This window comes from Echinicola jeungdonensis (assembly GCF_030409905.1).
Taxonomy (GTDB): domain Bacteria; phylum Bacteroidota; class Bacteroidia; order Cytophagales; family Cyclobacteriaceae; genus Echinicola; species Echinicola jeungdonensis.
Map to the genome: position 1 here is coordinate 1,350,432 of NZ_JAUFQT010000001.1, position 22,200 is coordinate 1,372,631.

The 22,200-nt window shown below is 38.9% G+C and carries 21 protein-coding genes and 1 pseudogene; 12 read left to right on the forward strand and 10 right to left on the reverse strand.

The genetic code is table 11. The features are described 5' to 3' along the window. Entirely contained in the window at positions 1–1,275 is a 1,275-nt protein-coding gene (gene rodA / locus QWY93_RS05710; protein WP_290247205.1) for a rod shape-determining protein RodA, read from the forward strand. A gap of 156 nt (positions 1,276–1,431) precedes the next feature. Here rodA and QWY93_RS05715 read toward each other — a convergent pair whose 3' ends face one another. Continuing rightward, positions 1,432–2,472 carry a DUF8457 domain-containing protein gene (locus QWY93_RS05715; protein ID WP_290247206.1) on the reverse strand — a complete coding sequence of 347 codons (1,041 nt, stop codon included), beginning with the start codon at positions 2,470–2,472 and terminating at the stop codon, positions 1,432–1,434. Positions 2,473–2,699: 227 nt separating this feature from the next. Between QWY93_RS05715 and QWY93_RS05720 the strand changes: the two genes are divergently transcribed. The 3 genes from QWY93_RS05720 to recO are packed head-to-tail and all read left to right on the forward strand — an operon-like array spanning position 2,700 to position 6,125. Next, entirely contained in the window at positions 2,700–3,284 is a 585-nt protein-coding gene (locus QWY93_RS05720) for a thymidine kinase (RefSeq protein WP_290247207.1), read from the forward strand. Beyond that, positions 3,268–5,439: a type IX secretion system anionic LPS delivery protein PorZ gene (gene porZ, locus QWY93_RS05725; RefSeq protein ID WP_290247208.1), complete on the forward strand. Its 2,172-nt coding sequence runs from the start codon at positions 3,268–3,270 to the stop codon at positions 5,437–5,439. The genes QWY93_RS05720 and porZ overlap by 17 nt, the downstream gene beginning before the upstream one ends. After that, the gene (gene recO, locus QWY93_RS05730; RefSeq protein ID WP_290247209.1) at positions 5,439–6,125 is read left to right on the forward strand and encodes a DNA repair protein RecO; all 687 of its coding nucleotides are present in this window, start codon (positions 5,439–5,441) and stop codon (positions 6,123–6,125) included. Before porZ ends, recO begins: the two co-directional genes overlap by 1 nt. 171 nt (positions 6,126–6,296) lie before the next feature. On the opposite strand, the gene QWY93_RS05735 is transcribed toward recO, so the two are convergent. After that, positions 6,297–7,061, reverse strand: a complete 765-nt coding sequence (locus QWY93_RS05735) for a hypothetical protein (RefSeq protein WP_290247210.1) — start codon at positions 7,059–7,061, stop codon at positions 6,297–6,299. 78 nt (positions 7,062–7,139) lie between these two features. On the opposite strand from QWY93_RS05735, the gene QWY93_RS05740 reads away from it, so the two are divergent. Next, on the forward strand, positions 7,140–8,120 hold the full coding sequence (locus QWY93_RS05740; RefSeq protein ID WP_290247211.1) for an isopenicillin N synthase family dioxygenase: 981 nt from the start codon (positions 7,140–7,142) through the stop codon (positions 8,118–8,120). Between the two features lie 6 nt (positions 8,121–8,126). Next, positions 8,127–9,338, forward strand: a complete 1,212-nt coding sequence (chrA, locus tag QWY93_RS05745) for a chromate efflux transporter (protein WP_290247212.1) — start codon at positions 8,127–8,129, stop codon at positions 9,336–9,338. A gap of 195 nt (positions 9,339–9,533) precedes the next feature. Here chrA and QWY93_RS05750 read toward each other — a convergent pair whose 3' ends face one another. Both QWY93_RS05750 and QWY93_RS05755 read right to left on the reverse strand, forming a co-directional pair. Next, positions 9,534–10,412 (reverse strand): lysylphosphatidylglycerol synthase transmembrane domain-containing protein, encoded by an 879-nt coding sequence (locus tag QWY93_RS05750; RefSeq protein WP_290247213.1) that lies wholly within the window; start codon positions 10,410–10,412, stop codon positions 9,534–9,536. After that, positions 10,405–11,346 carry a glycosyltransferase family 2 protein gene (locus tag QWY93_RS05755; RefSeq protein ID WP_290247214.1) on the reverse strand — a complete coding sequence of 314 codons (942 nt, stop codon included), beginning with the start codon at positions 11,344–11,346 and terminating at the stop codon, positions 10,405–10,407. Before QWY93_RS05755 ends, QWY93_RS05750 begins: the two co-directional genes overlap by 8 nt. A gap of 349 nt (positions 11,347–11,695) precedes the next feature. Here QWY93_RS05755 and QWY93_RS05760 point away from each other — a divergent pair, with 349 nt between their 5' ends. The 3 genes from QWY93_RS05760 (at position 11,696) to QWY93_RS05770 (ending at position 14,190) form a co-directional block, all read left to right on the forward strand. Beyond that, positions 11,696–12,073 (forward strand): phospholipid carrier-dependent glycosyltransferase, encoded by a 378-nt coding sequence (locus QWY93_RS05760; protein WP_290247215.1) that lies wholly within the window; start codon positions 11,696–11,698, stop codon positions 12,071–12,073. Between the two features lie 28 nt (positions 12,074–12,101). After that, on the forward strand, positions 12,102–12,413 hold the full coding sequence (locus QWY93_RS05765) for a hypothetical protein (protein ID WP_290247216.1): 312 nt from the start codon (positions 12,102–12,104) through the stop codon (positions 12,411–12,413). Between the two features lie 109 nt (positions 12,414–12,522). After that, entirely contained in the window at positions 12,523–14,190 is a 1,668-nt protein-coding gene (locus QWY93_RS05770; RefSeq protein ID WP_290247217.1) for an ArnT family glycosyltransferase, read from the forward strand. Positions 14,191–14,428: 238 nt separating this feature from the next. Here QWY93_RS05770 and QWY93_RS05775 read toward each other — a convergent pair whose 3' ends face one another. From QWY93_RS05775 to QWY93_RS05800, 6 genes and pseudogenes are all read right to left on the reverse strand, one after another. Then, on the reverse strand, positions 14,429–15,940 hold the full coding sequence (locus QWY93_RS05775; RefSeq protein WP_290247218.1) for an ArnT family glycosyltransferase: 1,512 nt from the start codon (positions 15,938–15,940) through the stop codon (positions 14,429–14,431). Positions 15,941–16,304: 364 nt separating this feature from the next. Further along, positions 16,305–16,582: pseudogene (locus QWY93_RS05780) on the reverse strand (phosphatase PAP2 family protein). Between the two features lie 478 nt (positions 16,583–17,060). Continuing rightward, complete coding sequence (hpf, locus tag QWY93_RS05785; protein WP_290247219.1) at positions 17,061–17,366, reverse strand: ribosome hibernation-promoting factor, HPF/YfiA family; 306 nt, start codon at positions 17,364–17,366, stop codon at positions 17,061–17,063. A gap of 31 nt (positions 17,367–17,397) precedes the next feature. After that, complete coding sequence (locus QWY93_RS05790) at positions 17,398–18,282, reverse strand: tyrosine-type recombinase/integrase (protein WP_290247220.1); 885 nt, start codon at positions 18,280–18,282, stop codon at positions 17,398–17,400. Between the two features lie 57 nt (positions 18,283–18,339). Then, positions 18,340–18,534 (reverse strand): 30S ribosomal protein S21, encoded by a 195-nt coding sequence (gene rpsU / locus QWY93_RS05795; protein ID WP_290247221.1) that lies wholly within the window; start codon positions 18,532–18,534, stop codon positions 18,340–18,342. 284 nt (positions 18,535–18,818) lie between these two features. After that, complete coding sequence (locus QWY93_RS05800; protein WP_290247222.1) at positions 18,819–18,995, reverse strand: hypothetical protein; 177 nt, start codon at positions 18,993–18,995, stop codon at positions 18,819–18,821. Between the two features lie 209 nt (positions 18,996–19,204). Between QWY93_RS05800 and QWY93_RS05805 the strand changes: the two genes are divergently transcribed. From QWY93_RS05805 to QWY93_RS05815, 3 genes are all read left to right on the forward strand, one after another. Then, positions 19,205–20,338, forward strand: a complete 1,134-nt coding sequence (locus QWY93_RS05805; protein ID WP_290247223.1) for an amidohydrolase — start codon at positions 19,205–19,207, stop codon at positions 20,336–20,338. A gap of 56 nt (positions 20,339–20,394) precedes the next feature. After that, entirely contained in the window at positions 20,395–21,573 is a 1,179-nt protein-coding gene (gene alr / locus QWY93_RS05810; protein WP_290247224.1) for an alanine racemase, read from the forward strand. A gap of 199 nt (positions 21,574–21,772) precedes the next feature. After that, positions 21,773–22,180 (forward strand): META domain-containing protein, encoded by a 408-nt coding sequence (locus QWY93_RS05815; protein WP_290247225.1) that lies wholly within the window; start codon positions 21,773–21,775, stop codon positions 22,178–22,180. The last annotated feature ends 20 nt before the right edge of the window (positions 22,181–22,200 follow it).

Here is a 22,200-nt window from a genome sequence, read left to right on the forward strand (position 1 = left end):
GTGAGACAAGACGATTTATATATCAACAAAATTGACTGGCTGACCATTTTAATTTATGGATTGCTGGTGATGATCGGATGGTTTAATATTTATGCAGCCGTTTATGATGAGCAAACTGCCAAAAGCATATTTGACTTCAGTATTAATTCGGGAAAACAGTTGATCTGGATCGGTACTGCTGTGCTGTTGATAACATTAATCATGGTTGCGGATTATCGTTTATTTGACAATCTAAGCCTGATTTTATTTGGAATTTTTGTCCTTATACTGATTCTTACTCCAATCATAGGTAAGGAAATCAATGGCCAAAAAGCCTGGTTTGAACTGGGACCTTTCCGGTTGCAGCCGGGGGAATTTGCCAAATTTGCTACAGCCCTTGCTTTGGCCAAAATCATTGAAAAACCCTCATTTGATCTTAGCAAACCCAAATATCAGTTTCAGGCTACCTTGGTTATCCTTATACCAGTAGCATTGATCATGCTGCAACCTGATACTGGGACAGCTATGGTTTACAGCGCCTTTTTCATTATGCTTTACCGTGAGGGCATGCCCCAAAAATATTATGTATTGGCACTGATTTTTATTGCTGTTTCCTTATTGTCCCTGGCCGTTGAAAACAACCTTTACCTTGCTGGAGGAGTGGTTTTTGTAATCAGCTTCCTCATCCTTATGGGCAAGAAAAACTGGAAAAGAATCCTTTCCTTGGGATTGATTGGCCTTGCTGTTATCGCATATAGCTATAGTCTTGACATGGTGGTTTCAAAGCTTCCCTCCCACCAACAAAATAGAATCATGGTACTGTTTAATCCGGACATTGATCCTTTGGGAGTAGGTTGGAATGTTACCCAATCCAAAATTGCCATTGGCTCGGGTGGATTTTGGGGGAAAGGATACCTGCAGGGCACCCAGACAAAATTTGACTTTGTACCCGAACAGCATACGGACTTTATTTTCTGCACCCTTGGTGAGGAATTTGGCTGGGTTGGAAGTTTGATAGTGGTATTTCTTTTTGTATCACTTTTGGTAAGATTGGTGTTTTTGGCAGAAAGGCAAAAAACCCGTTTTTCGCGGGTTTATGGCTATAGTGTGATTTCCATTCTCCTCTTTCACTTTATGATCAACATTTCCATGACCATAGGCTTATTTCCTGTTGTTGGTATTCCATTACCTTTCTTTAGTTATGGAGGGTCCTCATTATGGTCCTTTACTATACTGTTATTCATTTTTATTAAACTGGATTCTCACAGGATTCAATTATTGGGAAGGATGAATTAAGGGAGCATTTATTGGGGTATTGGTAATTGGGTGGTTTTCATATACCCAATTACAAAAAACCTCCATTTTAATAATCCTGGAATGTGCTAACCCCTCGGGAATTTAAAAATTGCAAAGCAATCCTTTATTCACGGCATCCCCAAAAAAACCTCTAAATCACTTCTCATCAAACTTCCTATAAACCAGTTGTAAAAACTCCCTGACTTCTTCGGATTCCTTGTCCCAGCTTAATTCCTTGACATAACGCTCATTGATCAATTCTATGGCCTCCACAAAACTATCGCAATTGTCAATCAACTTGAAGGCATGGGCCATCAGGTCAGGATTTCCATCAAAGAGGCTCTTGGTAAACATAAAACGTTGATTGATGGCCACCCCATCTTCCAGACTGGAAATAGGACCTTTTAAGATGCCACTTTGCTCAGATTCAAAATGGGCCCAGGCCAGGGCAGGATCAATGGTTTCCGAGCCTGTGACTCCGATGGGCTCTCCCTCCCGAACAGTTGTACTAATCTTTTCCTCTTCCTTAACTCCTTCTAAATCTTTTACTTGGGATTCTTCTTTCATTGTATCTGGTTCCGGAATCAATTCTTCCCAGTCAATGGGTTTCACTTTTTCCAATGGTTGAAGTAAGGCCCGGGTAGATTCCAAATCCACCACATATTTTTCCCAAAAAACCCCTAATGCTTTCTCTAATTCCTCCTTAGTAGGATTATTTTCGGCTTTTTCGGAAAGGTATTTTAATAACTCAGGATGCCATTTAATATATTTCTTTGCCGTCTTAAAATGGGACCTCATATTTCCCTTCTCACTTTTATCTATTTCTCCAAAGAAATAAACCAGTGGATCGACGGCCAAAATTGCTGCATCCATCACAGCCTCTTTCATCAATGGTTGGAAATAGGGCTTTTCTATTTTTATGGCCCGCGAAAGCACTTTCATAAAATCCTTTAAAGCTTCCGAAACAGCTACATCCCGGTAATCAAAAAACGGATTACCTTTTATTTTTTCTATTTCCTCCTGCCACTTTTCGAACAGAGTTTTTATTATCAGTAAATTAACCTGTGTGCTTGGGGTAAACTGAATGATTTCCTGGCCGGTCATGTATTTTTTTGTTCCAAAAAACTCCGAGCAAATCTTATTTGTAAAAGCATCTGAATAGCTTTCCAAATAATTGAGGTTAATTTTATCGTTCATTAGTTCGTATATTTCCGGTGGAATTAATTCAAATCAAGCCCAAAATAGTAATTGAATAACTTTACTACAAGGAGAATGCTACAAAAGAACAATCGGGGATTTACCTGATTGAATCTTTATTAATGGAACAAAACATCTTTCCACTAACAAAATAATATCTGTAAGTTCAATTCTTTTCATCGAAGCCATAGGGCTAACATGAAAATAACCTAATGCTTTGAATAATAATGTTTATTGAACCTTTAATAGGAAATAATCATCCCAAAAGCCAAAAAGGACATATCGAGGTGATCTGTGGTTCCATGTTTTCTGGAAAAACTGAAGAACTGATTCGCAGGTTAAACCGGGCTTTAATCGCTAAGCAAAGAGTTGAAATCTTCAAACCTGCTGTTGATACCCGCTACCATACCTATAATGTAGTCTCCCATAATGAAAATGAAATCCGTTCTACACCGGTCAATTTTGCTGATGATATAATGCTTTTAGCTGGTGATTGTGATGTGATTGGCATTGACGAGGTTCAGTTTTTTGACCAGCAAATTGTTTCCGTAGCCAATAAGTTGGCCTCATTGGGCAAAAGGGTAATTTTGGCAGGTCTGGACATGGACTTTGAAGGCCAGCCGTTTGAACCTATGCCACAACTGTTGGCCATCGCCGAATATGTTACCAAAGTACATGCCATCTGTATGAAATGTGGTGATCTGGCCTCTTACAGCTTCCGGCTATCGGGAGAAAAAAGAAAAGTCATGCTTGGTGAAAAGGATGCCTATGAGGCTAGATGCAGAAAATGTTTTTATGAAGAAAAAAAATAAATTCCTACTTTTTCTTGTGGCATTAACTGCCCATGTGCTCTCCAGTAATGCCCAGGGACAAATCCCAGTCGGAACTTGGAGAATGCACCCCTCATATACCACCATTAGTGAAATTTCCGGAAATAACACCACCATTTTTGCAAGAGGTAACCAAGCTTGTTTTTACTTTTCGGTGGAAAACCCAATACCACATCCCCTGACAAAAAAGGATGGATTATATGGTCAGGATTTTAAAAAAATGGCCTTTTCGGATGGGGCAAAAACACTGATATTAACTTATCCAGATGGCACTGTTGATCTTGTAAAGGAGGATAAAATCAAAACAATTACCCTTATCCGGGATCAAAGTTCCATTCAGGACAAGACAATTTACTCCATTCAAATTCAAGAGAAAATAGCTTGGATGGCTACTGCTTTTGGTCTGGTAAAATTGGATCTTGAAACCGGTACCATAGTGGATTCCTATTCCCAAATCGGGCCTCAAGGCTCCACCTTGGAGGTTTGGGATGTAGCTATTCAAGAACAGTCAATATGGATCACTACCCCGGAAGGCCTTTGGAAAGGGGATCGGTCAGCCAACCTAAAAGATTTCAGAAACTGGCAATTATTGCAATTGGAAAATCCAATGGCCCAATTGTCTTTTTCAGGAAATTCTCTTTTTGGCCTTGGAGAAGACCATAACATTTATCTCTGGAACAGCAGTGAATGGGAATGGATCTCTGGGGCATCTGACGTTAAAATTTTAAAAGCCATCCAAGGGCAATTGTATTTTTCCTCCGGAAACACGATTTACAGTTTAAATGAAAACGGATCATTTCATCCTGAGTTTTCATCAATTGAAGTTAATTTTTTGGATTTTCACATCTCGGAAAACCATTTGTTCCTGGCCACGGAAAGCCAGGGGGTCTTGGCTTGGGACACCTACCAAACCATTTTTCCAAATGGTCCAAATGCACCCATAAAATCTTTTAGTTTGGCAGGAAAAGATATGTTCGGCCAACCCATAGCTTTGAAAAGAGATGGGACTGTTGATATTGCCAGCCCTGCCACAAGTAGTAAATTTGAAATGGGTTTTTGGGAAACATTACAAGGGCCTACCTTGATCACGGATATTAAATATGCCAACCAACTTTTATTTGCTGGTACTTGGGGGGATGGTTTATGGAAAAAGGATGCAGACCTATGGGAAAAAATAAATCTCAGAGGACTTTCAGAACATTCCTTCATTTCAGATATGGCCTTGGATTTCAAAAACAACCTTTGGCTTATTTTACTAAAGGGGCCAGACAAATTAATAAAAATCACCCCTGAGGCAGCAATCTCTTTCAATATTTCAGGTTTAATCCAACCTATCAAAATAAAAGCGGATCCAGCTGGTAACCTTTGGATTTTGGAAGGCACCTCCGGAAATCATAGAATCCGAATATTCAAGCCGGTTGAAGGAATCAATAGAATCTTAAGTAGTTCACAAAACCTGGGGAATTTACCTTCTGCTCAGGTTTTAGATTTTGACATCAGTTCAAAGGGAGAAATTTGGATAGGGACTAAAAATGGAGTGGCATACCTTCCCTCTATATGGAACATCAGTTCCAGCTCTTCTGTTAATGCCATTATTCCATTTTACCAAAATCGCCCTTTACTTTCAGGACAAGAAATCCAAGCGCTTCTTAAAGCCCCAGACGGAAGTATTTGGCTGGGCACAAGCAATGATGGTTTGTGGCATTTTTTTCCGGAACAGGAAAGTTTGCGAAACTTTCATAAAAGCAATTCCCCCCTTCCATCCAATGATATACAGCAGCTATCTTTGGATCCAGTTTATGGGGAGTTATTTATTAAAACTAAAACGGGAGCTCTTTCCTATAGGGGAGTCAGCATACCCCCTGTTGCCCAATTGGAAGACTTGAAAATTTTCCCCAATCCAGTCAGGCCTGATTTTTCAGGGCTTCTTAGTATTGAGGGATTAACAAATTTTGCGACCTTAAAAATCACCAATTCGGTGGGAAGGGTGGTTTATTCCTGGAAGGTAAGGGGAGGAAAATCCACTTGGAACCTCAGGGATGCCAAAGGAAACAGAATTCCCCCAGGGGTTTATATGGTATATGTAGCCAATGAAATGGGAACTGAAAAAGTTGCTGGTAAATTTCTGGTATTGTAATGCTGAAGAAAACACAAGGAATCGTAATTCATTACATCAAATACAGGGAGACCTCCATCATTGTAAAAATTTTCACCCGGGAGTTGGGCCTGAAAAGTTATATTGTCAATGGGGTAAGGAGTGCAAAATCCAAAAATAAAATGGCTTTCTACCAGCCATTGACCCTATTGGACCTGGTAGTCTATGACCGGGAAAATGCCTCTCTCAACCGGATTTCAGAGGTTAAACTCGCCTACCCCTTCCAAAGGATTCCCTTTGACTATTACCGGAGCGGAGTGGCAATGTTTATTGGAGAAATTTTAAGCAAGTGCATTTACGATAACTATCAAAATGAATATTTATATGACTTTATCTATAATTCTATAGAATTGCTTGACCAGGAGGGCATCAATCTGGCTAATTTTCCATTGGCATTCTTACTGGAAAATTCCAGGTTTTTGGGCTTTGCGCCAAATAATTCTGAAGAATTGTTTGATCAAATCCATGAAACCATCAATGACCCAGTATATGCTCTGGAAGAAAAAAAATACCTTGATTTGCTTATTCATAGCACTTATGACCAAAAACTCAAAATCCCAGCAGCCATCAGGCATAAATTATTGGACCATTTGATCCAGTTTTACCAATGGCATTTAGACAGCTTTGGAAAGCTTAATTCGCTTAAGGTCCTTAGAAGTTTGATGTGATTTCCTAAGGCACTTTTTTTGCTTACCCAAAACTGAGAATAGGGCAAACCTAACAGTTACACCAATGGTCTTGTGGAAAAAGCACCTTTCTTTTTTTATAACAAAAGGAAGGTCAATAAAGTGTATATTGCCTTCTGGTATCATTTTGGGTACTCCCAGCTTTCCAAGAGATTAATTAATAATAATCTCCTTTTGAACCTGAGAAAAAGCACCTTTTAGCTCCTCTCCATTTTTTTCTTTCAACGTTACCTTCAGGTCAAAGAATCCTTTAGGCAAGCCATTTATTTCAACCGGAACAACCTTTTGCAGGGTGTATTTTTTATCATTGATAGCTATTTCCACCTGCAGGCCTTCTTCCTCCAAATCCCCGCCAATTAATAAAAAATCCACAATCACGGGCTCACCTTTTTCAAACTCCTGATCATTGACAGGACTGTTCAAGGCCAAAAACGGCTCTCCACTTTCGGGAAATGGCTGGGATCCCCCCACCGTAAAATCACGATCGACATAATTTCCATACTCCTTCAGGGCCATTCCATTTTCATCCACCAAATAGGCTACTGCCCTATAAGTGCCCTTTTCAAATTCCTGGTTAAAGATGGGCATATTGTACCCCACCGGATCATTTCCATTGAGGATCATTTTCAACTGGAAGCCTTTAATACCATTTTCAAAAGGGAAGTTTTTGATATTAAACTCAAAAGACACTTTTCCTTCCTCAAAAGATTCATTTTCCAAAGGGGAATACAATTCCAAAATGGCATCCGGGTAAGCATTGGTGAAGCTAATAGGTTTGAAAGTCACATTTTCCAGGGAGGGTGCCGATACCTTAACCTCTTCAAATTGGTTGTTTGAACTCGATTCCTTATCTGATCCGCAGGAAATCAATACACAAATAAGTAGAAAAATTGCATGAATTTGGATAATCAACTTCATAAATCGATCAATTGGGTACACTTAAAGATATTTAATTTTCCATTAAAATATTAACTTGCACCATTAATTGACAAAGCCATGAGTAAAATTCTTTATACTGAAATTCCTTCCCTTGATTTAGCTGATTTTAATTCCAATGACCCTGAAAAGAAAGCTGATTTTGTCCAAAATTTGGGTAATGCCTACCAAAATATTGGATTCGTGGCCATCAAAAACCATGGTTTGACCGCTGATCTGCAAGCCCGTTTGTATGAGGCCATCCAAGTTTTTTTTTCATTGGATGATGAAATCAAATTAAAGTATGAAAAACCCGAAATCGGGTATCAACGAGGATATACAGGTAAAGGAAAGGAAAGTGCCAAGGGTAGAAATACTGGTGATTTAAAAGAATTTTATCATGTAGGCCAGGATCTGGACCATATTCCAGATGAAGACAGCATCAAAGGAGATTATCCTCCCAATGTTTGGCCCGAAGAAATTAAGGAATTTAGAGAAGTATCCCTTAAAGTTTATTCTGCAATAGAAAAAGCCGGAAAAACCATGCTTCAGGCCATTGCCCTTCATTTGGGTTTGCCTGAGGATTATTTTGAGGATAAAGTGGCCTTTGGAAATTCTATTTTAAGACCCATTCATTATTTCCCTATAGAAGACCCGGAAGCAGTCCCTTCCGATGCGGTAAGGGCAGCAGAACATGGTGACATCAACCTTATCACGCTTTTGATGGGTGCCAGTGCGGATGGCCTTGAAGTATTGAGGAATGACGGCCAATGGATCCCCATCACCGCCCTTCCTGATCAACTGGTAGTCAATGTAGGAGATATGCTGGAAAGGCTGACCAATAAAAAGCTGAAATCTACCATTCACCGGGTGGCCAATCCTCCCAAAGAAAAAATGAATACCAGTCGATATTCCATTCCATTTTTTATGCATCCCCGGTCAGAAATGGATCTTACCTGTCTGGAAAATTGCATTGATGATGAACATCCCAAGCAATTTGAAGATGCCACCGCGGGAGAATTTTTGGAAGAAAGATTAAAGGAACTTGGCCTAAAAGTTTAAATCAGGGTGACAGTCAAAAAGGTAAAATATTATCTCTTCCTCAAAGATGTCATCACACTTTCTGTCACCGCTTTTGGCGGTCCCCAAGCATTTTTGGCCATGGTGCTGGATATGATGGTCAAAAAGCGGCATTATATTTCCGAAGAAGACCTTTGGGAACTTCATGCTTTATGCCAGGTGCTTCCCGGCCCCACCTCCACACAAACCATATCTGCCATTGGTTACCGGATCGGGGGACCCAACTTAGCTTATTTAACCCTTTTGGTCTGGATTTTACCGGCAACCTTGATCATGACCGGGGCTGCTATCCTTGTGGATTTTCTTCAAACCCAAACCACCGGATCATTAAACTTTGCCAAATTTATTCAGCCTATGGCAATAGGGTTTATCATTTATGCAGCCCATAAGACCATTGGTAAGATGGTCAAAACTCCGGAGGCAACCGTCCTAATGATGCTTTCTGCCTTTGTGGCCTTTTTCTATAACTCCCCGTTTATTTTCCCCATTATGCTTATTGTGGGCGGGGTAAGTACTTCCCTGAAATTTAATAAGCAACCTAAAATTGAAGAGAAATCAGGCATAAAGGTCAAATGGGATAATTTTGTCCTTTGGGGAGCGGTTTTGATTGCTGCAGCCATTCTGGGACATTTTACCCGTATGCTTCCTATCCGTTTGTTTGAGAACTTCTACCGGAATGGAAGTCTAATCTTTGGGGGAGGGCAGGTTTTGGTTCCCTACCTTTATACAGAATTTGTGGAATTTAAAGCTTATCTCACCTCAGAAGAATTTCTTACCGGCTATGCCATTTCACAAGGAGTGCCGGGGCCTACATTTAGCATCAGTTCTTATATCGGTGCCCTCTCCATGCGCGGAATGGGAATTGGAGGAGCTATTACCGGCGGTTTAATTGCTGCAGCTGGAATTTTTCTTCCCGGCACCTTTCTGATTTTCTTTGTCATTAAATTCTGGGATGAACTAAAAAAATACCGGCCGGTTCGGGCAGCACTGGAAGGGATCAATGCAGTCAGTTGCGGAATGTTGATTGCTGCAGCTTATTTGCTATTCGAACCTATGCCTGCCAATACTTTTAACATCACCGCCATTGCAGGCACCTATCTGCTGTTGCAATTTACCAAAATCCCCACCCCACTGATTATCATAGTAGGAATCATTGTTGGAGTAGGGTACCATTTTATCCTCAACAACTGGGTATATTAAAATATACAAGTTACTTAGGAAAAGGCACTAAGATGGGGTAGAAATACCGTAAAATATTGAATATGGTTTATTGAATATAAGGTATTTGGCATTGCTACCATTTCACCTTTGAACTTCCTTAAATGAAATACCCGAAATTGAATTATGGAAAGCAAACCTGAGAATTTGTCTTGGTTTCCTTCCCAATGCTAAAATTTAATACCTATTAAGCTCCTTTTCCTTCCATTCCACCTTAATGAATGCCCCAATCAGTGACACCAGGGCAGTAATCAAAAAGAAAACCAAACTGAAAGCCACTGCAGCATTTTTATCAATCCCAATATATTGGTGACTATAAATAAAGACCAATTCCCTGGCACCAACACCCCCAATCGTCAGAGGCAAAACGGCCACAATAGATGAAAGCAAAAACACAAATTGATAGGCAATGATTTTTTCATTTATTCCCAAAGCTGTCAAGATAAAATAGGCACAAATCAATTGAGAAACTTGAGTAAGAATGGAATAAGCCCCGGTTTTCAATACCGATTGGGAAAAAGTCTTAAACCACCATTGGACAATCAATTTAAAGCTTAGGGGAACCATTGCAAGCCCTAGGACAGCCAAAAAATCCCAGCTTACCCCTTCCAACAATGGCCATTGAATGTCCACAAAAAATAAAAGCCCAAACATCAGAAATACCAGGGCCGCCAAACCATTTAGCCGGTCCAAAAAGACCGCTGCCAATAAAGACTTTACCGGAGATTGATGGTATTTATTAAGCAAATACACCTTATAACCATCTCCACCAATTCCTCCCGGAAGAAACAAATTGTAAAACATTCCAATGCTGTATAGCTTCAGATTTTTCTCTTCTGAAATCCTTAATCCCAAATTCCTGAAATAACAATTCAACCGAACAGAGGAAAACAACTTGGATAAGGCAAAAAACAGGGTGGCCAGAAAAAGGTCAAACCATTGGGCAGTCCGGATTACCTTCCAGGTGGCCTCAGCATCTATTTTTCGGAATACAAGGTAAATGGCCCCGGCGGTAAGGACTATTTTTAGGATCAGCTTTAGTGTCTTCTTATTCACCCCGATAGACATCTTTGACCTTATAGGTCTTTTTGTTTTGAGACTCAAAGTAGGTTCTTACAATAATCTCCGCCACAATTCCTGTGGTGATCAACTGTACACCTCCCAGAAGGAAAATCACTCCGGCCAACAAAATGGGCCTTCCCCAAATATCTTCCCCCGAAATTTTCAGTATCAACATATAAATATTGATAATCACCCCAATAAAAAAAGACAGTAAACCAATGGTTCCAAATAAATGGATTGGTCGCTGGAAATACTTTTGGAAAAAAAGCATTAGGATCAAATCGGCAATCACCTTAAAAGTCCTGTTCAGACCATACTTAGAAGTTCCATGGATCCTGGGATGATGCTTCACATCCACTTCGGTCATTCTTGCTCCCTCTTGCTTGATAAGTACGGGAATAAAGCGGTGCAATTCTCCATATAGCCCCATATCCTGTGCTACATTAGCCCTATAAACCCTTAAGCTGCAACCATAATCTTTAAGATTAGCCTTAGTTGTGCTTCTGATGATCCAGTTGGCCAGCTTACTTGGGATTTTCCTGAGCACAAAGCCATCTTGACGATTGGCCCGCACTCCCGCTACCACATCCCAATCTTCTTTAATCGCCTTTTCCAACATCATTGGAATATCGGAGGGATCATTTTGAAGGTCCCCATCCATGGTGGCAATATATTCTCCTCGGGCATGATCAATCCCTGCAGCCAAAGCAGTGGTCTGCCCATAATTTTTATTAAAAATCAGCACCCGGGTCCTGCCGTTTGCATATTTTTTTGTTTCAGCAACCGTTTCGTCATAGGACCCATCATCCACTAAGATCAACTCATAATCATAATTATCTAATGCGGAATAAATAGCTTTTAAAAGTGGCTGAATATTATCTTCTTCGTTATAAACTGTAACGACTATTGAAAGCTGTGGCTTGGACATACAAATAAAATTTGGCCAAAATTACAGCTTTTTTAACCCCACGGCAAGTCTCTTAATTAAAACCTAATCTTTTCATAATATTCAATTGACCTTATTAACTGACCAGGGCAACCAGATTCGTTTTATGCATATTCAACTTGACAAAAAAAGGAAAGGGGTTTTCATTTTGTTTATTCTTGGAATTATCCTCCATTTCCCCAATTTATCCGGATTGAGCATTTATGCTTTGGATGAGGAAAAACAATTAGTGGGTGGTACTCACCTTTAATGGGGAATACCGCTTTGACAAACCCCCATTGCATTATTACTTTTTTGTTTAAATGAATTTTCCGTCAGATTTTTCCCATCCTTGTTTGGCTGCTTAACCCTTTTAATCAATTTTCTTTTTACCAAAAGACACCTGGGTTACCGCCCCGCCCTTTTGACCTTATTAATATTGACAGCCAGTCTCCATTGGAATATCCAATTTCATATGGCAGTTCCAGATCCATTTTTGATCTTTTTTATGACTGCTGGTTTGTTTTTATTTTATGAATGGAACCTTCATCATTTCCAATCATGGCCCCACATGTTGGGATTTTATATTTCACTTGCCTTGGCGGTATTTTGCAAAGGCCCAATTGGAATTAGCCTTCCAATTTTATCCATCCTGCTTTTTTCCACTATTGGCTTTGCCTCCGCTATTCTATTTTTGGTTAAAGGGGAAATACCTCCCTTCTTTATATAACTTGGGAGCAGGTTTTATTCTATTAAACTTGCTGTTTTTTTACGGCGCATTTCCAAAGATTGACCAACATAACCCAGTGGTCAACTCTCCATTACATAAATTAAAAGAAGGAAAACTTTATTATTATAAGATATATAACCCCTCCTATTCCTTTTACCTTCGAAAATCCATTTCCAAGGTCCCAAACCTCCAAAAAACAGAAGGGTACCTGATTACCAGAAAAAAATATTTGAAGGTTTTGGACCAATTTGAGGTCAATTATCAAATCATGTTTGAAGGGAAAGACCTATTTGAACCTCCAACCACGGTCATTGTAAAACTTTCTCCATTGTCGAATTAATTTTCTAAGGATTAACCAATAATATTATTATTGAATTGCCAAAATTCTTTTTTTACTTTTGCCCTGGTTTTAACCTGCTTCATTTTTCTGGCATTTTTACTTTAAACAAATGAAAGGTACTTTCTCTTCAATTGGAATGCAGACCTCACCTTGGCTGGTCATATTGGCTTTTACGTTTCTAGTTGCTCCCTTCGCCTTAGATTTCCACTTGCATTATCCAGATGAAATGTATTACAGCAATGCGGCCATCAAGATGATGCAAAACAATGATTACCTCACCACTTATTTGGGAAGCGGGGAATTAAGGTTTAAAAAACCGATCCTAACCTATTGGGGGGTATTGGCTGGGTTTAAAATATTCGGCCCCTCTGCCTTCAGCTCAAGAATATTTTTCCTATTGGCAGGATCTGCTTTGGTATTTATGGTTTTCAAAATTGGAAAATTAGCCACCGGTAATAAAAAAACCGCTTACATATCGGCATGGATTGCGGCCACACATCCTGTGGTGATATTTAGTAGCACCCGTTCCATTCCGGATATCCTTTTGACTTTATTCATGACAATGACGGCTTGGGGGATTTCAGGTATGATTAAATATGGTAATGATTCACCCAAACGATACATCTGGTTAACCTATCTTGGTATAGGTTTGGGATTTGAGGCAAAAGGCCTTCCGGCTGCTGCTTTGGGTGCTATTGGAATCGGTTATTTGATGTGGAATCCTTGGAAAAAAATCCATTGGAAAAAAATATTGAATTTGCCAGCCATCTTAATATGTGTGGGTATTGGCCTATTTTGGTTTATAGCCATGTACTTAAAATTTGACACTACCTATTTGGACTCCTTTTTTGCCGACCAGGTGGGCATTCGCGTGGGCAGTAAGATAGCAGTATTTTCCAAAAACCTTTTGTTGGCTATCAGTTTGATGGTGCTATTGTTTATTCCCTGGGTATTTTTCGGATTTCCTACAATCAAAAAACATTTCAAGCCTTTTTGGCATGAAAATAAACCTTTCATTGGTTTTGTAATTACCTGGACTATAGCGATCATTTTAATGTCAGCTCTGGTATTCAAATTTTATGAAAGGTATCTCCTCCCCGTTGTTCCCCTTAGTGCTGTAGGTTTAGCCATGTTACTTGAAAAGGAGAATAGCTCCCGGTTGAACAAGTTTTACCGTTGGGGCATGATTTTTTTCCTGGCTATAAATTTTATCCTATTGGTGGTTGCCTGCTACCTTAATTTGGGAATTGGGGCTCCTTATTGGATTTATTTTGGTTTAATATTGGGTTTGATGGTTTTTATCCTCTTAGGGAACCAGTTAGCCAAAAAACAACAAAATGTAACCACATTAGGATTAAGTATTTTGATGGTTTTTTATTGGGGGGCTTTGGTCACTTACCAGATTTCCATTCCTAACCAAGGAGCACAATTGTCAAATTTTGTCGAGGAAAACGATATTCCTGAGGGCTCCAAAATCGGATTTATAGGCCACATAAGGACAGGCAGCAAAATAAGGATTGGGCTGGGTGAAGATTATTTCATGACAGACCTACCAGATCAGGTTCCTGCCAATAAGTTAGCGGATTTTCAATATTTGATCTGCGATGAAGCTGGCTTGGAACAAATTCCCCAATCAAAATTCAAAATTCAAACAGCTGCCATTAATTGGGATCCGGATCATATCCCTAGCCTTTTGAAAAGTATTTATCAGGGAAAAAGTGACCAACTTTTTCAAAAAATAGGGAAAAGGTATTTTTGGGCTGAAAAATTACCCTAAGATAAATACCTCTAACCTTTTAAATTTCTTTTCAGGACAAAACCATGTCACTCCATCCATGGACCACACAGCTTACCCTATTAATAAACAGAATTCCTATTGTTTTTCTTTGATTTCATCGTATTTGGGGCCCAGAAGGACAGTTGGAAGATTAAATTGGGGGTTTCCGAAGGACAATTTGTCTTTTCTCTTTAGTCTGATTTAATTGGGAGATTGTAGGCTGCAGCCCTCCAAAAAATTAATACCTATTCACCTGAACCTCCTTGATATGGGTTAATCCTTCATATATAGCAATCCGGACAATCCTAATGGTATCTCCCCGATAAATGGGATATTGGATTTCCTGATAGATTAGCCGGTTAAACCCATTTTGGACAGCGGGTATTTCATCTTTTCCGCGGTGGACAAATATCCCTGAGTAACCTTTATTTTCAAATTGGGAAATTCCAGCCCAAAGATCAAATTGATTTTTCCTTCTCCCCAGGTTGATCACATAAGTTTGGGGATTTCCAGAAACGTAAAAAGCCATTTCCGAGGCAAAATGATAATTGTCGCTAAAAATAAAATACTGTTTTAAATCTAAACTGTCCTTCAAAAAATCAACTCTTTTTCCTATTTCCCTATATCCTGCCAGCCTGGCTAAGGGATCTTTTTCCGGCCGCAAAATCCTTTTATAGCCAAAGGCATCCAAAGTGCTGGGATTCATAATAAACACTAAAAAACCTGCCGAAATCAAAGTGGCTACCTTAATGTACTTTTTCCAAAACCTAGGGCCATTGGCCACCAACCATCCAAAACAAATGGAAAGCTGGACATAAGCAAAGGAAGGCCAATTCACCTCCACCCTGTTCAAAAAAGAAATTCCAAAAAACAATAGCCAGGACATAAAGGCAGGCAGCAACAAAAAATAAAACTCTTTCTCTCTTTTCTGCCCCCCCCTTTTAAAGATCAATATTAGAAGAGGTATAAAGAAAACAGATATTATGGCTCCTTGTCCCAGGACAAATTCACTCACATTTTTGAAGGTGTCTCCCCAATTCAGAGGACTTCCAAAGGTCTGGACTCCTCCCAATGTCCCCAAATGCTTAAATGTCACAAAATCGTGCTGATAATTCCAAAAAAGAATTGGCAATAAAGATAAAGAGGCTCCAAAAAGGTAAAAATAAAATCCTTTTTGGATCAATTTTTTTGGATCAATCATTAATAGATAAACTACAATAGCCGGAATGGACAAAAACATTACATTTTTGGACAACATGCCCAAGGCAGTTGCTAGCCCTGCTCCGCCCCACCAAACCATTCTGTTTTCTTCTATAGCACGCCAAAAAAAGTAAAATGATAATGCCCAGAAAAAAACCAGTGATGTATCCGTTGTATGAAAAAAGGAGGCTAGATGAAAAAAGGGCATTACGACCAGTGTAATTCCAGACCAAAAGGCAATTTTTGGGTTCTTGAACATCAGCAAGGCCAATTCAAAAATCACCCAAACAGTGGCTGCTCCATATAAAACGGCATTGATCCTGACGGCTAAATCAGTGTGCCCCATTATGCTGGTACTGATAAAATTATTAACCGCAACCATCAAAGGTTTTGAATAATAATTCCAATCCAGATTTTGAGACCATAGCCAATACTGAGCTTCCTCGGAAAAAAGGCCAAGGGAAGTGGTAATAGTGAAAAGAATTTTCACTATTGAAATGATCACTATAATTATGAGCAAACTCCTTCTTGCAACAAGTGCAGTTTTCATGACTCCCTTTGAAAATCAAGCTTATCAAAAGCAAATTCCAATTCTTTTCCCCTACAAATTATGGAGCCCAATTTCCATCCCAGTAAATATCAAAAACACCAATCAGTACTTTATAATGTGTTTTTTCCTTTTCTTATACAATTTAGTGAATTTTAAACAATAGGATAATCCGATTTCATGCTTTATTTTTTGTTTTTTTCAAATGTTTTAAGTTTTCGGACATGGGATTATTGATGCTATTATTCAGCCGATTGAGTCTTTAACTATGTAAAATCTATTACGCCAAATCCATTTATTTATTTGGTCCCAGATGGAGTTGGGAAAAGGCTAATTTCCTTTTGGGGAGCAAACCCCTCTTTAAAACTTATTCTCGGAAATAATTTCGAATGATTATTCTTGCCACAATAGCAGAAAAAAAGCCCAAAATAGATCCTATTAACACATCAATCAAAAAATGTTGCATCAGGTACACCCTACTAAATCCAACCAAAACAGCCATTCCTAATAATAAAATAAAAACCTATGCCTCTTGGGATAAAACATAGTCATCATAGTTGCCAAGGCAAAAGCAGTAACAGTATGCCCGGAAGGGAAAGAATGCCATTGGTGCATTTCCACTCCGGGAATAAGGGAGAGTTCCATATCTTCATAAACTTTGGCCGGTCTGGGGATTTTGGAAAAAGGATATGGTTCAGGATGACAGAAGCAATCATTTGGATAGCAGCATTGAAAACACAAAGGAGTGCATAACCAAAGCGGAAAAATAATTAAACTGGAAAGATGGCCAAAAAAACCAAACCATCACCCAAATGGGTAATGGTTTTAAAAACAAATCGGCTCCCAAAAAGTGATGCTGGTTTATAAAAAGTTCAAAGTCCCCTTTGGGCCAACCAAGTAAAACAATCCATCCAATGATACAGATTAAAAAATAATAAAATATAAATACCTCGGGTACTGATTTCTTTTTCACCTCATTTCTTTGACTCAAAAGTAAAAGGGAAAAAGCAGTAAGGAGTTAATTAAAAATCATGGGTAGGTTAATTTTTAAAAAAGCCCTATAAAAAGCAAAACCTTTCCGAAAGGAAAGGTTTTGCAGGTGAATTAATTTTCTCGGATTTACTTATTGCCTTGCTACAGCCATTTTTTCTTTAAATTTTTTGGTTTGTCTTCTCAAACTTTCAATGACTTCATCAGCAGATTCTTCAAAAGACTGGGATTGATGCTTGGCAAAGAGTTGTTTCCCCGGTACATTCAATTTGATTTCAACGATTTTGTTCTCACTCTTATCATTTTTATCAAGTCTCATAAATACTTCACCGTCTATAATGCGATCATAATAGGTATCCAGTTTATCGGCTTTTCTTTGGATAAAGTCGATTAACTTTTGATCTGCGTCGAAATGGATTGAATGCATTTGTAATTTCATGATATTAACCGTTTAAAAGTTAAACTTTTATTTAAGCTTTAGGATGTGCTTGTTCAAACACAGCCTTCAGTTTTTCCATAGAATTGTGGGTGTAAACTTGGGTAGCCGCGAGGTTGGCATGCCCCAGCAAGTCTTTTACCGCATTGAGGTCAGCACCTTTATTTAACAAGTGCGTTGCAAAAGTATGTCTCAGCAAGTGAGGGCTACGCTTTGTGGTTTGGGCGAAAAGATCTAAATACTTCCTCACGATCCTGTAAATCATCATAGGGTAAGCTTGCTTTCTTGTATTATTAACGATAAAATAATCACTCTCGTTTACATTTGAAAATGTTTCTGCACATACTTTTCTATACAGAATAATATTTTCAAATAGCCCTTTTGTCAACGGAATTATTCTCTCTTTTTTCCGCTTCCCCTTTACTTTTACAGACTGCTCATGAAAATCTATATCCGACCATCTCAATTGAATCAATTCAGAAAGCCTGACACCCGTAAGATATAGGAACTCCATAACCATTTTGTCCCTTTGTCCCTCAAACTCCTTTCCATAGTCCACCTCCTTGAAAATTTTCTCCATGGAAACTTCCTGAACAAATTCCGGAAGTCGTTTGGGGGTTTTGAGGGATTTTAATTTATAAGTTGGGTCTTTTGAGATTATATTGGAGCGGAGCAAAAATTTGAAATAGGACCTTAAGGTAGCCAATTTGCGGTTTACAGTTGTAGCAGACCGCCCCTGTTCCACCATATCCACCAGCCATGCCCGGATCTCTGCATGATCTGCTTCCTCAATTGCCTCCTTTCCGAAAGCTTCTTGAACAAAATCACCAAATTGTTCCAAGTCATTTTGATAAGCCAGCACTGTATGTGGGCTGACCCTTTTTTCGTGTTCAAGGTAGTTTAAAAATGAAAAAAGCATATCAGAGTAATTAATACTCCAATATGCTTAATTATTCGTTAGAAAAGAAACTTTAGATTAGTTCCCTTCTTCGTCTCTCAATTTTTGTTTGTAGGAGGCTTTGATAACTTCATTTCTCCTTTTGACAGATGGCTTTTCAAAATGCTGACGAGATCTCAACTCTCTGATAGCACCAGTTCTGTCAAACTTCTTTTTGAAACGCTTTAGCGCTTTTTCAATGGATTCGTTCTCTTTTACGTTTACTACGATCATGTTTTTTACACCTCCTTTCGAAGCGCAAATATAGAAGCTTGCGTTTACAAAACAAAATTTGGAGCTAAACTTTGGGCTGGGTAAGGGGTAAATGGTATTTAAAGTAAGTAATAATTCAGAACTTTAACTTTCAAATCCATAAATTGTGCATTGCACAAATCGACCGTTTTTTGAAGTACATTGATCTGATCTTTTCGCTTTGTTCTTGAATCTAATTGCTTCACTTGATGGTAATTCAGAAAAAATCTCAATACTCACTACTATACACTAAAAACTATCAACTCTTAACTTCCACATCCAATACAATCAAAATGACTATCCATAGGTTTAGTCCCGTTCAATTGCATTTCCAAATTGTGAATTTTATCCCTAACTTCCATATCCTTAAACATATCCCCGGTCAGGCTGGCCTTTAGTTTTTCAATCTCTTCTTGAAGGGCTTTTTTTTGTTCTTGGTTCATAATAAGTGCAGTTTATAGGTTGAAGCAAGATTAAATATAAATAAGTTCAATTAAAATATGTAATTTTTTCTTGCAATCTGGTAAATCATTGCAAATGAATACAAAAAAAATCATTGATTAAATAATAATATTTCTTCAACCATTCCCTATATCTCTTTGCCAATTGTAGATAATATTTTATTTTAACAAAGAAAGAAAATTTTTCACAGATGAATAGGGCAACGCTTATGGAGCTTAGTCAACTAAGAAAAGAACTGCATCAAAACCCTGAAGTGTCGGGGGAAGAAAAGGAAACTGCCAATCGCATAATTGAATTTTTTAAATCATACAACCCTCATCAGATCATAACCAATTTAGGCGGGCATGGCCTGGCTATTATTTATAAAGGAAAAGATCCTGGCCCTACAACATTAATCAGGTGCGAACTGGATGCCCTACCTATAGAAGAGGATCATGACCTAAAATATAAAAGTAAAATTCGCGGAAAATCCCATACCTGTGGTCACGATGGGCACATGGCCATTGTTTGTGGACTTGGCCCTTATTTGAGTAAAAACCCCGTAAAAAAAGGGAAAGTAATCCTGCTATACCAACCTTCTGAAGAAACCGGAGAAGGAGCCAATCTGATTATCAAGGATCCCAAATTCAAAAAAATCAAACCAGATTATGCTTTTGCCCTCCATAATCTTCCCGGATATCCGCTCAATGAGGTTATCATGAAAAAGGATGCTTTTGCCGCAGCATCCAAAGGGATGATTATAAAACTAAAAGGAAGGACTAGCCATGCCGCCCACCCAGAAGCCGGAAACAGCCCTGCAGAGGCAATGGCAAAGATTATTGTTGGCCTCCAGGCTATCCCGAAAAGTATGAAAACCTTTGCTCTTATTACTGTAGTCAATGCTGTCTTGGGGGAAATTGCATTTGGAACAACTCCGGGAAAGGTTACTATAAGGGCTACTCTTCGTTCTTATGATGATAAAACCATGAAATCCCTGACCGAATATGCTGAAAGAATTGCCAAAATAATTGCCAAGGAAAACAAACTGGGAATCACCATTAAATACACCGAATGTTTTGACAGCATTGTGAATGATGAAAAGGCCTGGGAGTACGCCAATAATGCAGCCAAAAAATTGGGATTTAAGGTCAAACATATTAGACACCCCTTCAGGTGGTCGGAGGATTTTGGCCATTTTTCCAGTCATACCAAAACCCTATTATTTGGCATAGGAGCCGGAAAAAAACAACCTCAATTGCACGAACCCAATTACGACTTTCCAGATGAAATCATACCTACAGGTGTAAAGATGTTTACCCAAATTATTGCCCAGCTTAATGGATAAAATGGATTTGAAATTCTGAAAAACAGATTTCTTCATTTTCACCCAAAAAACAGCCCATGACAACTCCAAATCCCTCTGCAAAACTCCATACCTCTTACCTTGAAATCAGTAAATCAGCCTACAGGCAAAACATTAAATTCCTACAAAATCAGATAGGTAAAAATACGCGTATTTCAGCAGTGATAAAAGGGAATGCCTATGGACATGGCATAGACAACATTGTCCCCATAGCAGAGGAAACCGGGATCCGGCATTTTAGCACCTTCAGTGCCGATGAAGCCTATCAAGCCCTCAATTGCATCAAAAAGGACAGCCACATCATGATAATGGGAATGTTGCACAATGTGGACCTGGAATGGATCATTCCCAAGGGGATCAGTTTTTTCGTTTTTGAATTTGACAGGATGTTGGCTGCCGTCAAAATGGCCAAAAAATTGGGCATAAAGGCTAAAGTACATATCGAAGTGGAAACGGGGTTTCACCGCACCGGATTTGAATGGAATGAAAAGGAATTTTTACTGGACATTATCCACCAAAACTCGGAACACATCGAATTGGTAGGTTTGTGCACCCACTATGCAGGAGCGGAAAGCATTTCCAATTATGTCCGTATCCAAAATCAGATCAAAAGGTACTTGGAGTTTAAAGATTGGTTCAATGAAAAAGGTATCCATTTTCAAACCTACCATACGGCATGCTCGGCAGCCTGTTTAAATTATCCCGAAACCGTCATGGACATGGTCAGAATTGGTATTTCCCAATATGGATTTTGGCCCAGCCAAGAAACTTATATGAGCAAATTTAAGCAACTAGCTCCCAATAAAATCAACCCACTAAAAAGATTAATCAGTTGGAAAAGCAGCATCATGAGTATAAAAGAGGTGGAGATGGGCAGTTTCGTTGGGTATGGGAACAGTTTTATGGCACCTAGAAATATGCGGATTGCCATGGTTCCTGTTGGGTATTCCCATGGTTTTAGCCGGATGCTGAGTAATTTAGGCAAGGTCCTTATCAATGGAAAAATGGTATCTGTCGTTGGCACCGTCACCATGAATTCCATAACGGTGGATATTACAGACTTACAGAACGTCCACAAAGGAGACGAAGTAGTGATCATCGGAAATCAAAAACAAAGTGTAATCACGGTTGCCTCTTTCAGTGAATCCACCCAACAGGTCAACTATGAATTACTTACCCGACTGCCCCAAGAAATACCAAGAAAAATTGTCTCTTAAGCCTTATTTATTTTTCCGCTGATCCATTTTAAGAACCATTTACAGGATTTTTCCCTGAAAAATTGTCACCACCCCCCTAACAAGAATGATCTTTGCGGGGCTTTCCCTTATTATCAAAGGGGTTAGCTTTATCCTAATCAATTAAAGCAAAGAACACCTTATTTTAAATCTAAATTCAATTAATAAAAAACCAAAACTCATGAAATTATTCAATGCATTGTTGGGCTTCGCCTTACTTTCTATTTCCTTTTTTTCCTGTACTGGACCGGTTGATATTGGAAAACATGAATGGAAGGTAATGTCCATCAACGGAGCTGCGGCCACCCAAGAGCAATTGTCCAATATGACCCTTAAATTCGGTGATGGACAAAAAGTATCTGGACAGGCACCCTGTAATGAATTTAGAGGGAAAGCAGTTTACAATAAGGAAAAGATTAAATTCTCAACACTTTATACGGATAGCAAAAATTGCGATGAATTTAACATCGAACAAGCTTACCTGGCTTCATTGGAAATGAGTGCAACTTATACTCAAACTGCAGACCGTTTGGTCCTTTATGATGACCAGGGAAATATTACTGTGGAGATGCAAATGCTAGAAGAGTAATTTCCACACCATAAAAACAA

Excerpts from the sequence above, each read along its gene's own strand:
- QWY93_RS05715 (WP_290247206.1), bottom strand. The coding sequence starts at position 2,472 with ATGAACGATAAAATTAACCTCAATTATTTGGAAAGCTATTCAGATGCT.
- QWY93_RS05720 (WP_290247207.1), top strand. The coding sequence starts at position 2,700 with ATGTTTATTGAACCTTTAATAGGAAATAATCATCCCAAAAGCCAAAAA.
- porZ (WP_290247208.1), top strand. The coding sequence starts at position 3,268 with ATGAAGAAAAAAAATAAATTCCTACTTTTTCTTGTGGCATTAACTGCC.
- recO (WP_290247209.1), top strand. The coding sequence starts at position 5,439 with ATGCTGAAGAAAACACAAGGAATCGTAATTCATTACATCAAATACAGG.
- QWY93_RS05735 (WP_290247210.1), bottom strand. The coding sequence starts at position 7,061 with ATGAAGTTGATTATCCAAATTCATGCAATTTTTCTACTTATTTGTGTA.
- QWY93_RS05740 (WP_290247211.1), top strand. The coding sequence starts at position 7,140 with ATGAGTAAAATTCTTTATACTGAAATTCCTTCCCTTGATTTAGCTGAT.
- QWY93_RS05755 (WP_290247214.1), bottom strand. The coding sequence starts at position 11,346 with ATGTCCAAGCCACAGCTTTCAATAGTCGTTACAGTTTATAACGAAGAA.
- QWY93_RS05770 (WP_290247217.1), top strand. The coding sequence starts at position 12,523 with ATGAAAGGTACTTTCTCTTCAATTGGAATGCAGACCTCACCTTGGCTG.
- QWY93_RS05775 (WP_290247218.1), bottom strand. The coding sequence starts at position 15,940 with ATGAAAACTGCACTTGTTGCAAGAAGGAGTTTGCTCATAATTATAGTG.
- hpf (WP_290247219.1), bottom strand. The coding sequence starts at position 17,366 with ATGAAATTACAAATGCATTCAATCCATTTCGACGCAGATCAAAAGTTA.
- QWY93_RS05790 (WP_290247220.1), bottom strand. The coding sequence starts at position 18,282 with ATGCTTTTTTCATTTTTAAACTACCTTGAACACGAAAAAAGGGTCAGC.
- rpsU (WP_290247221.1), bottom strand. The coding sequence starts at position 18,534 with ATGATCGTAGTAAACGTAAAAGAGAACGAATCCATTGAAAAAGCGCTA.
- QWY93_RS05800 (WP_290247222.1), bottom strand. The coding sequence starts at position 18,995 with ATGAACCAAGAACAAAAAAAAGCCCTTCAAGAAGAGATTGAAAAACTA.
- QWY93_RS05805 (WP_290247223.1), top strand. The coding sequence starts at position 19,205 with ATGAATAGGGCAACGCTTATGGAGCTTAGTCAACTAAGAAAAGAACTG.
- alr (WP_290247224.1), top strand. The coding sequence starts at position 20,395 with ATGACAACTCCAAATCCCTCTGCAAAACTCCATACCTCTTACCTTGAA.
- QWY93_RS05815 (WP_290247225.1), top strand. The coding sequence starts at position 21,773 with ATGAAATTATTCAATGCATTGTTGGGCTTCGCCTTACTTTCTATTTCC.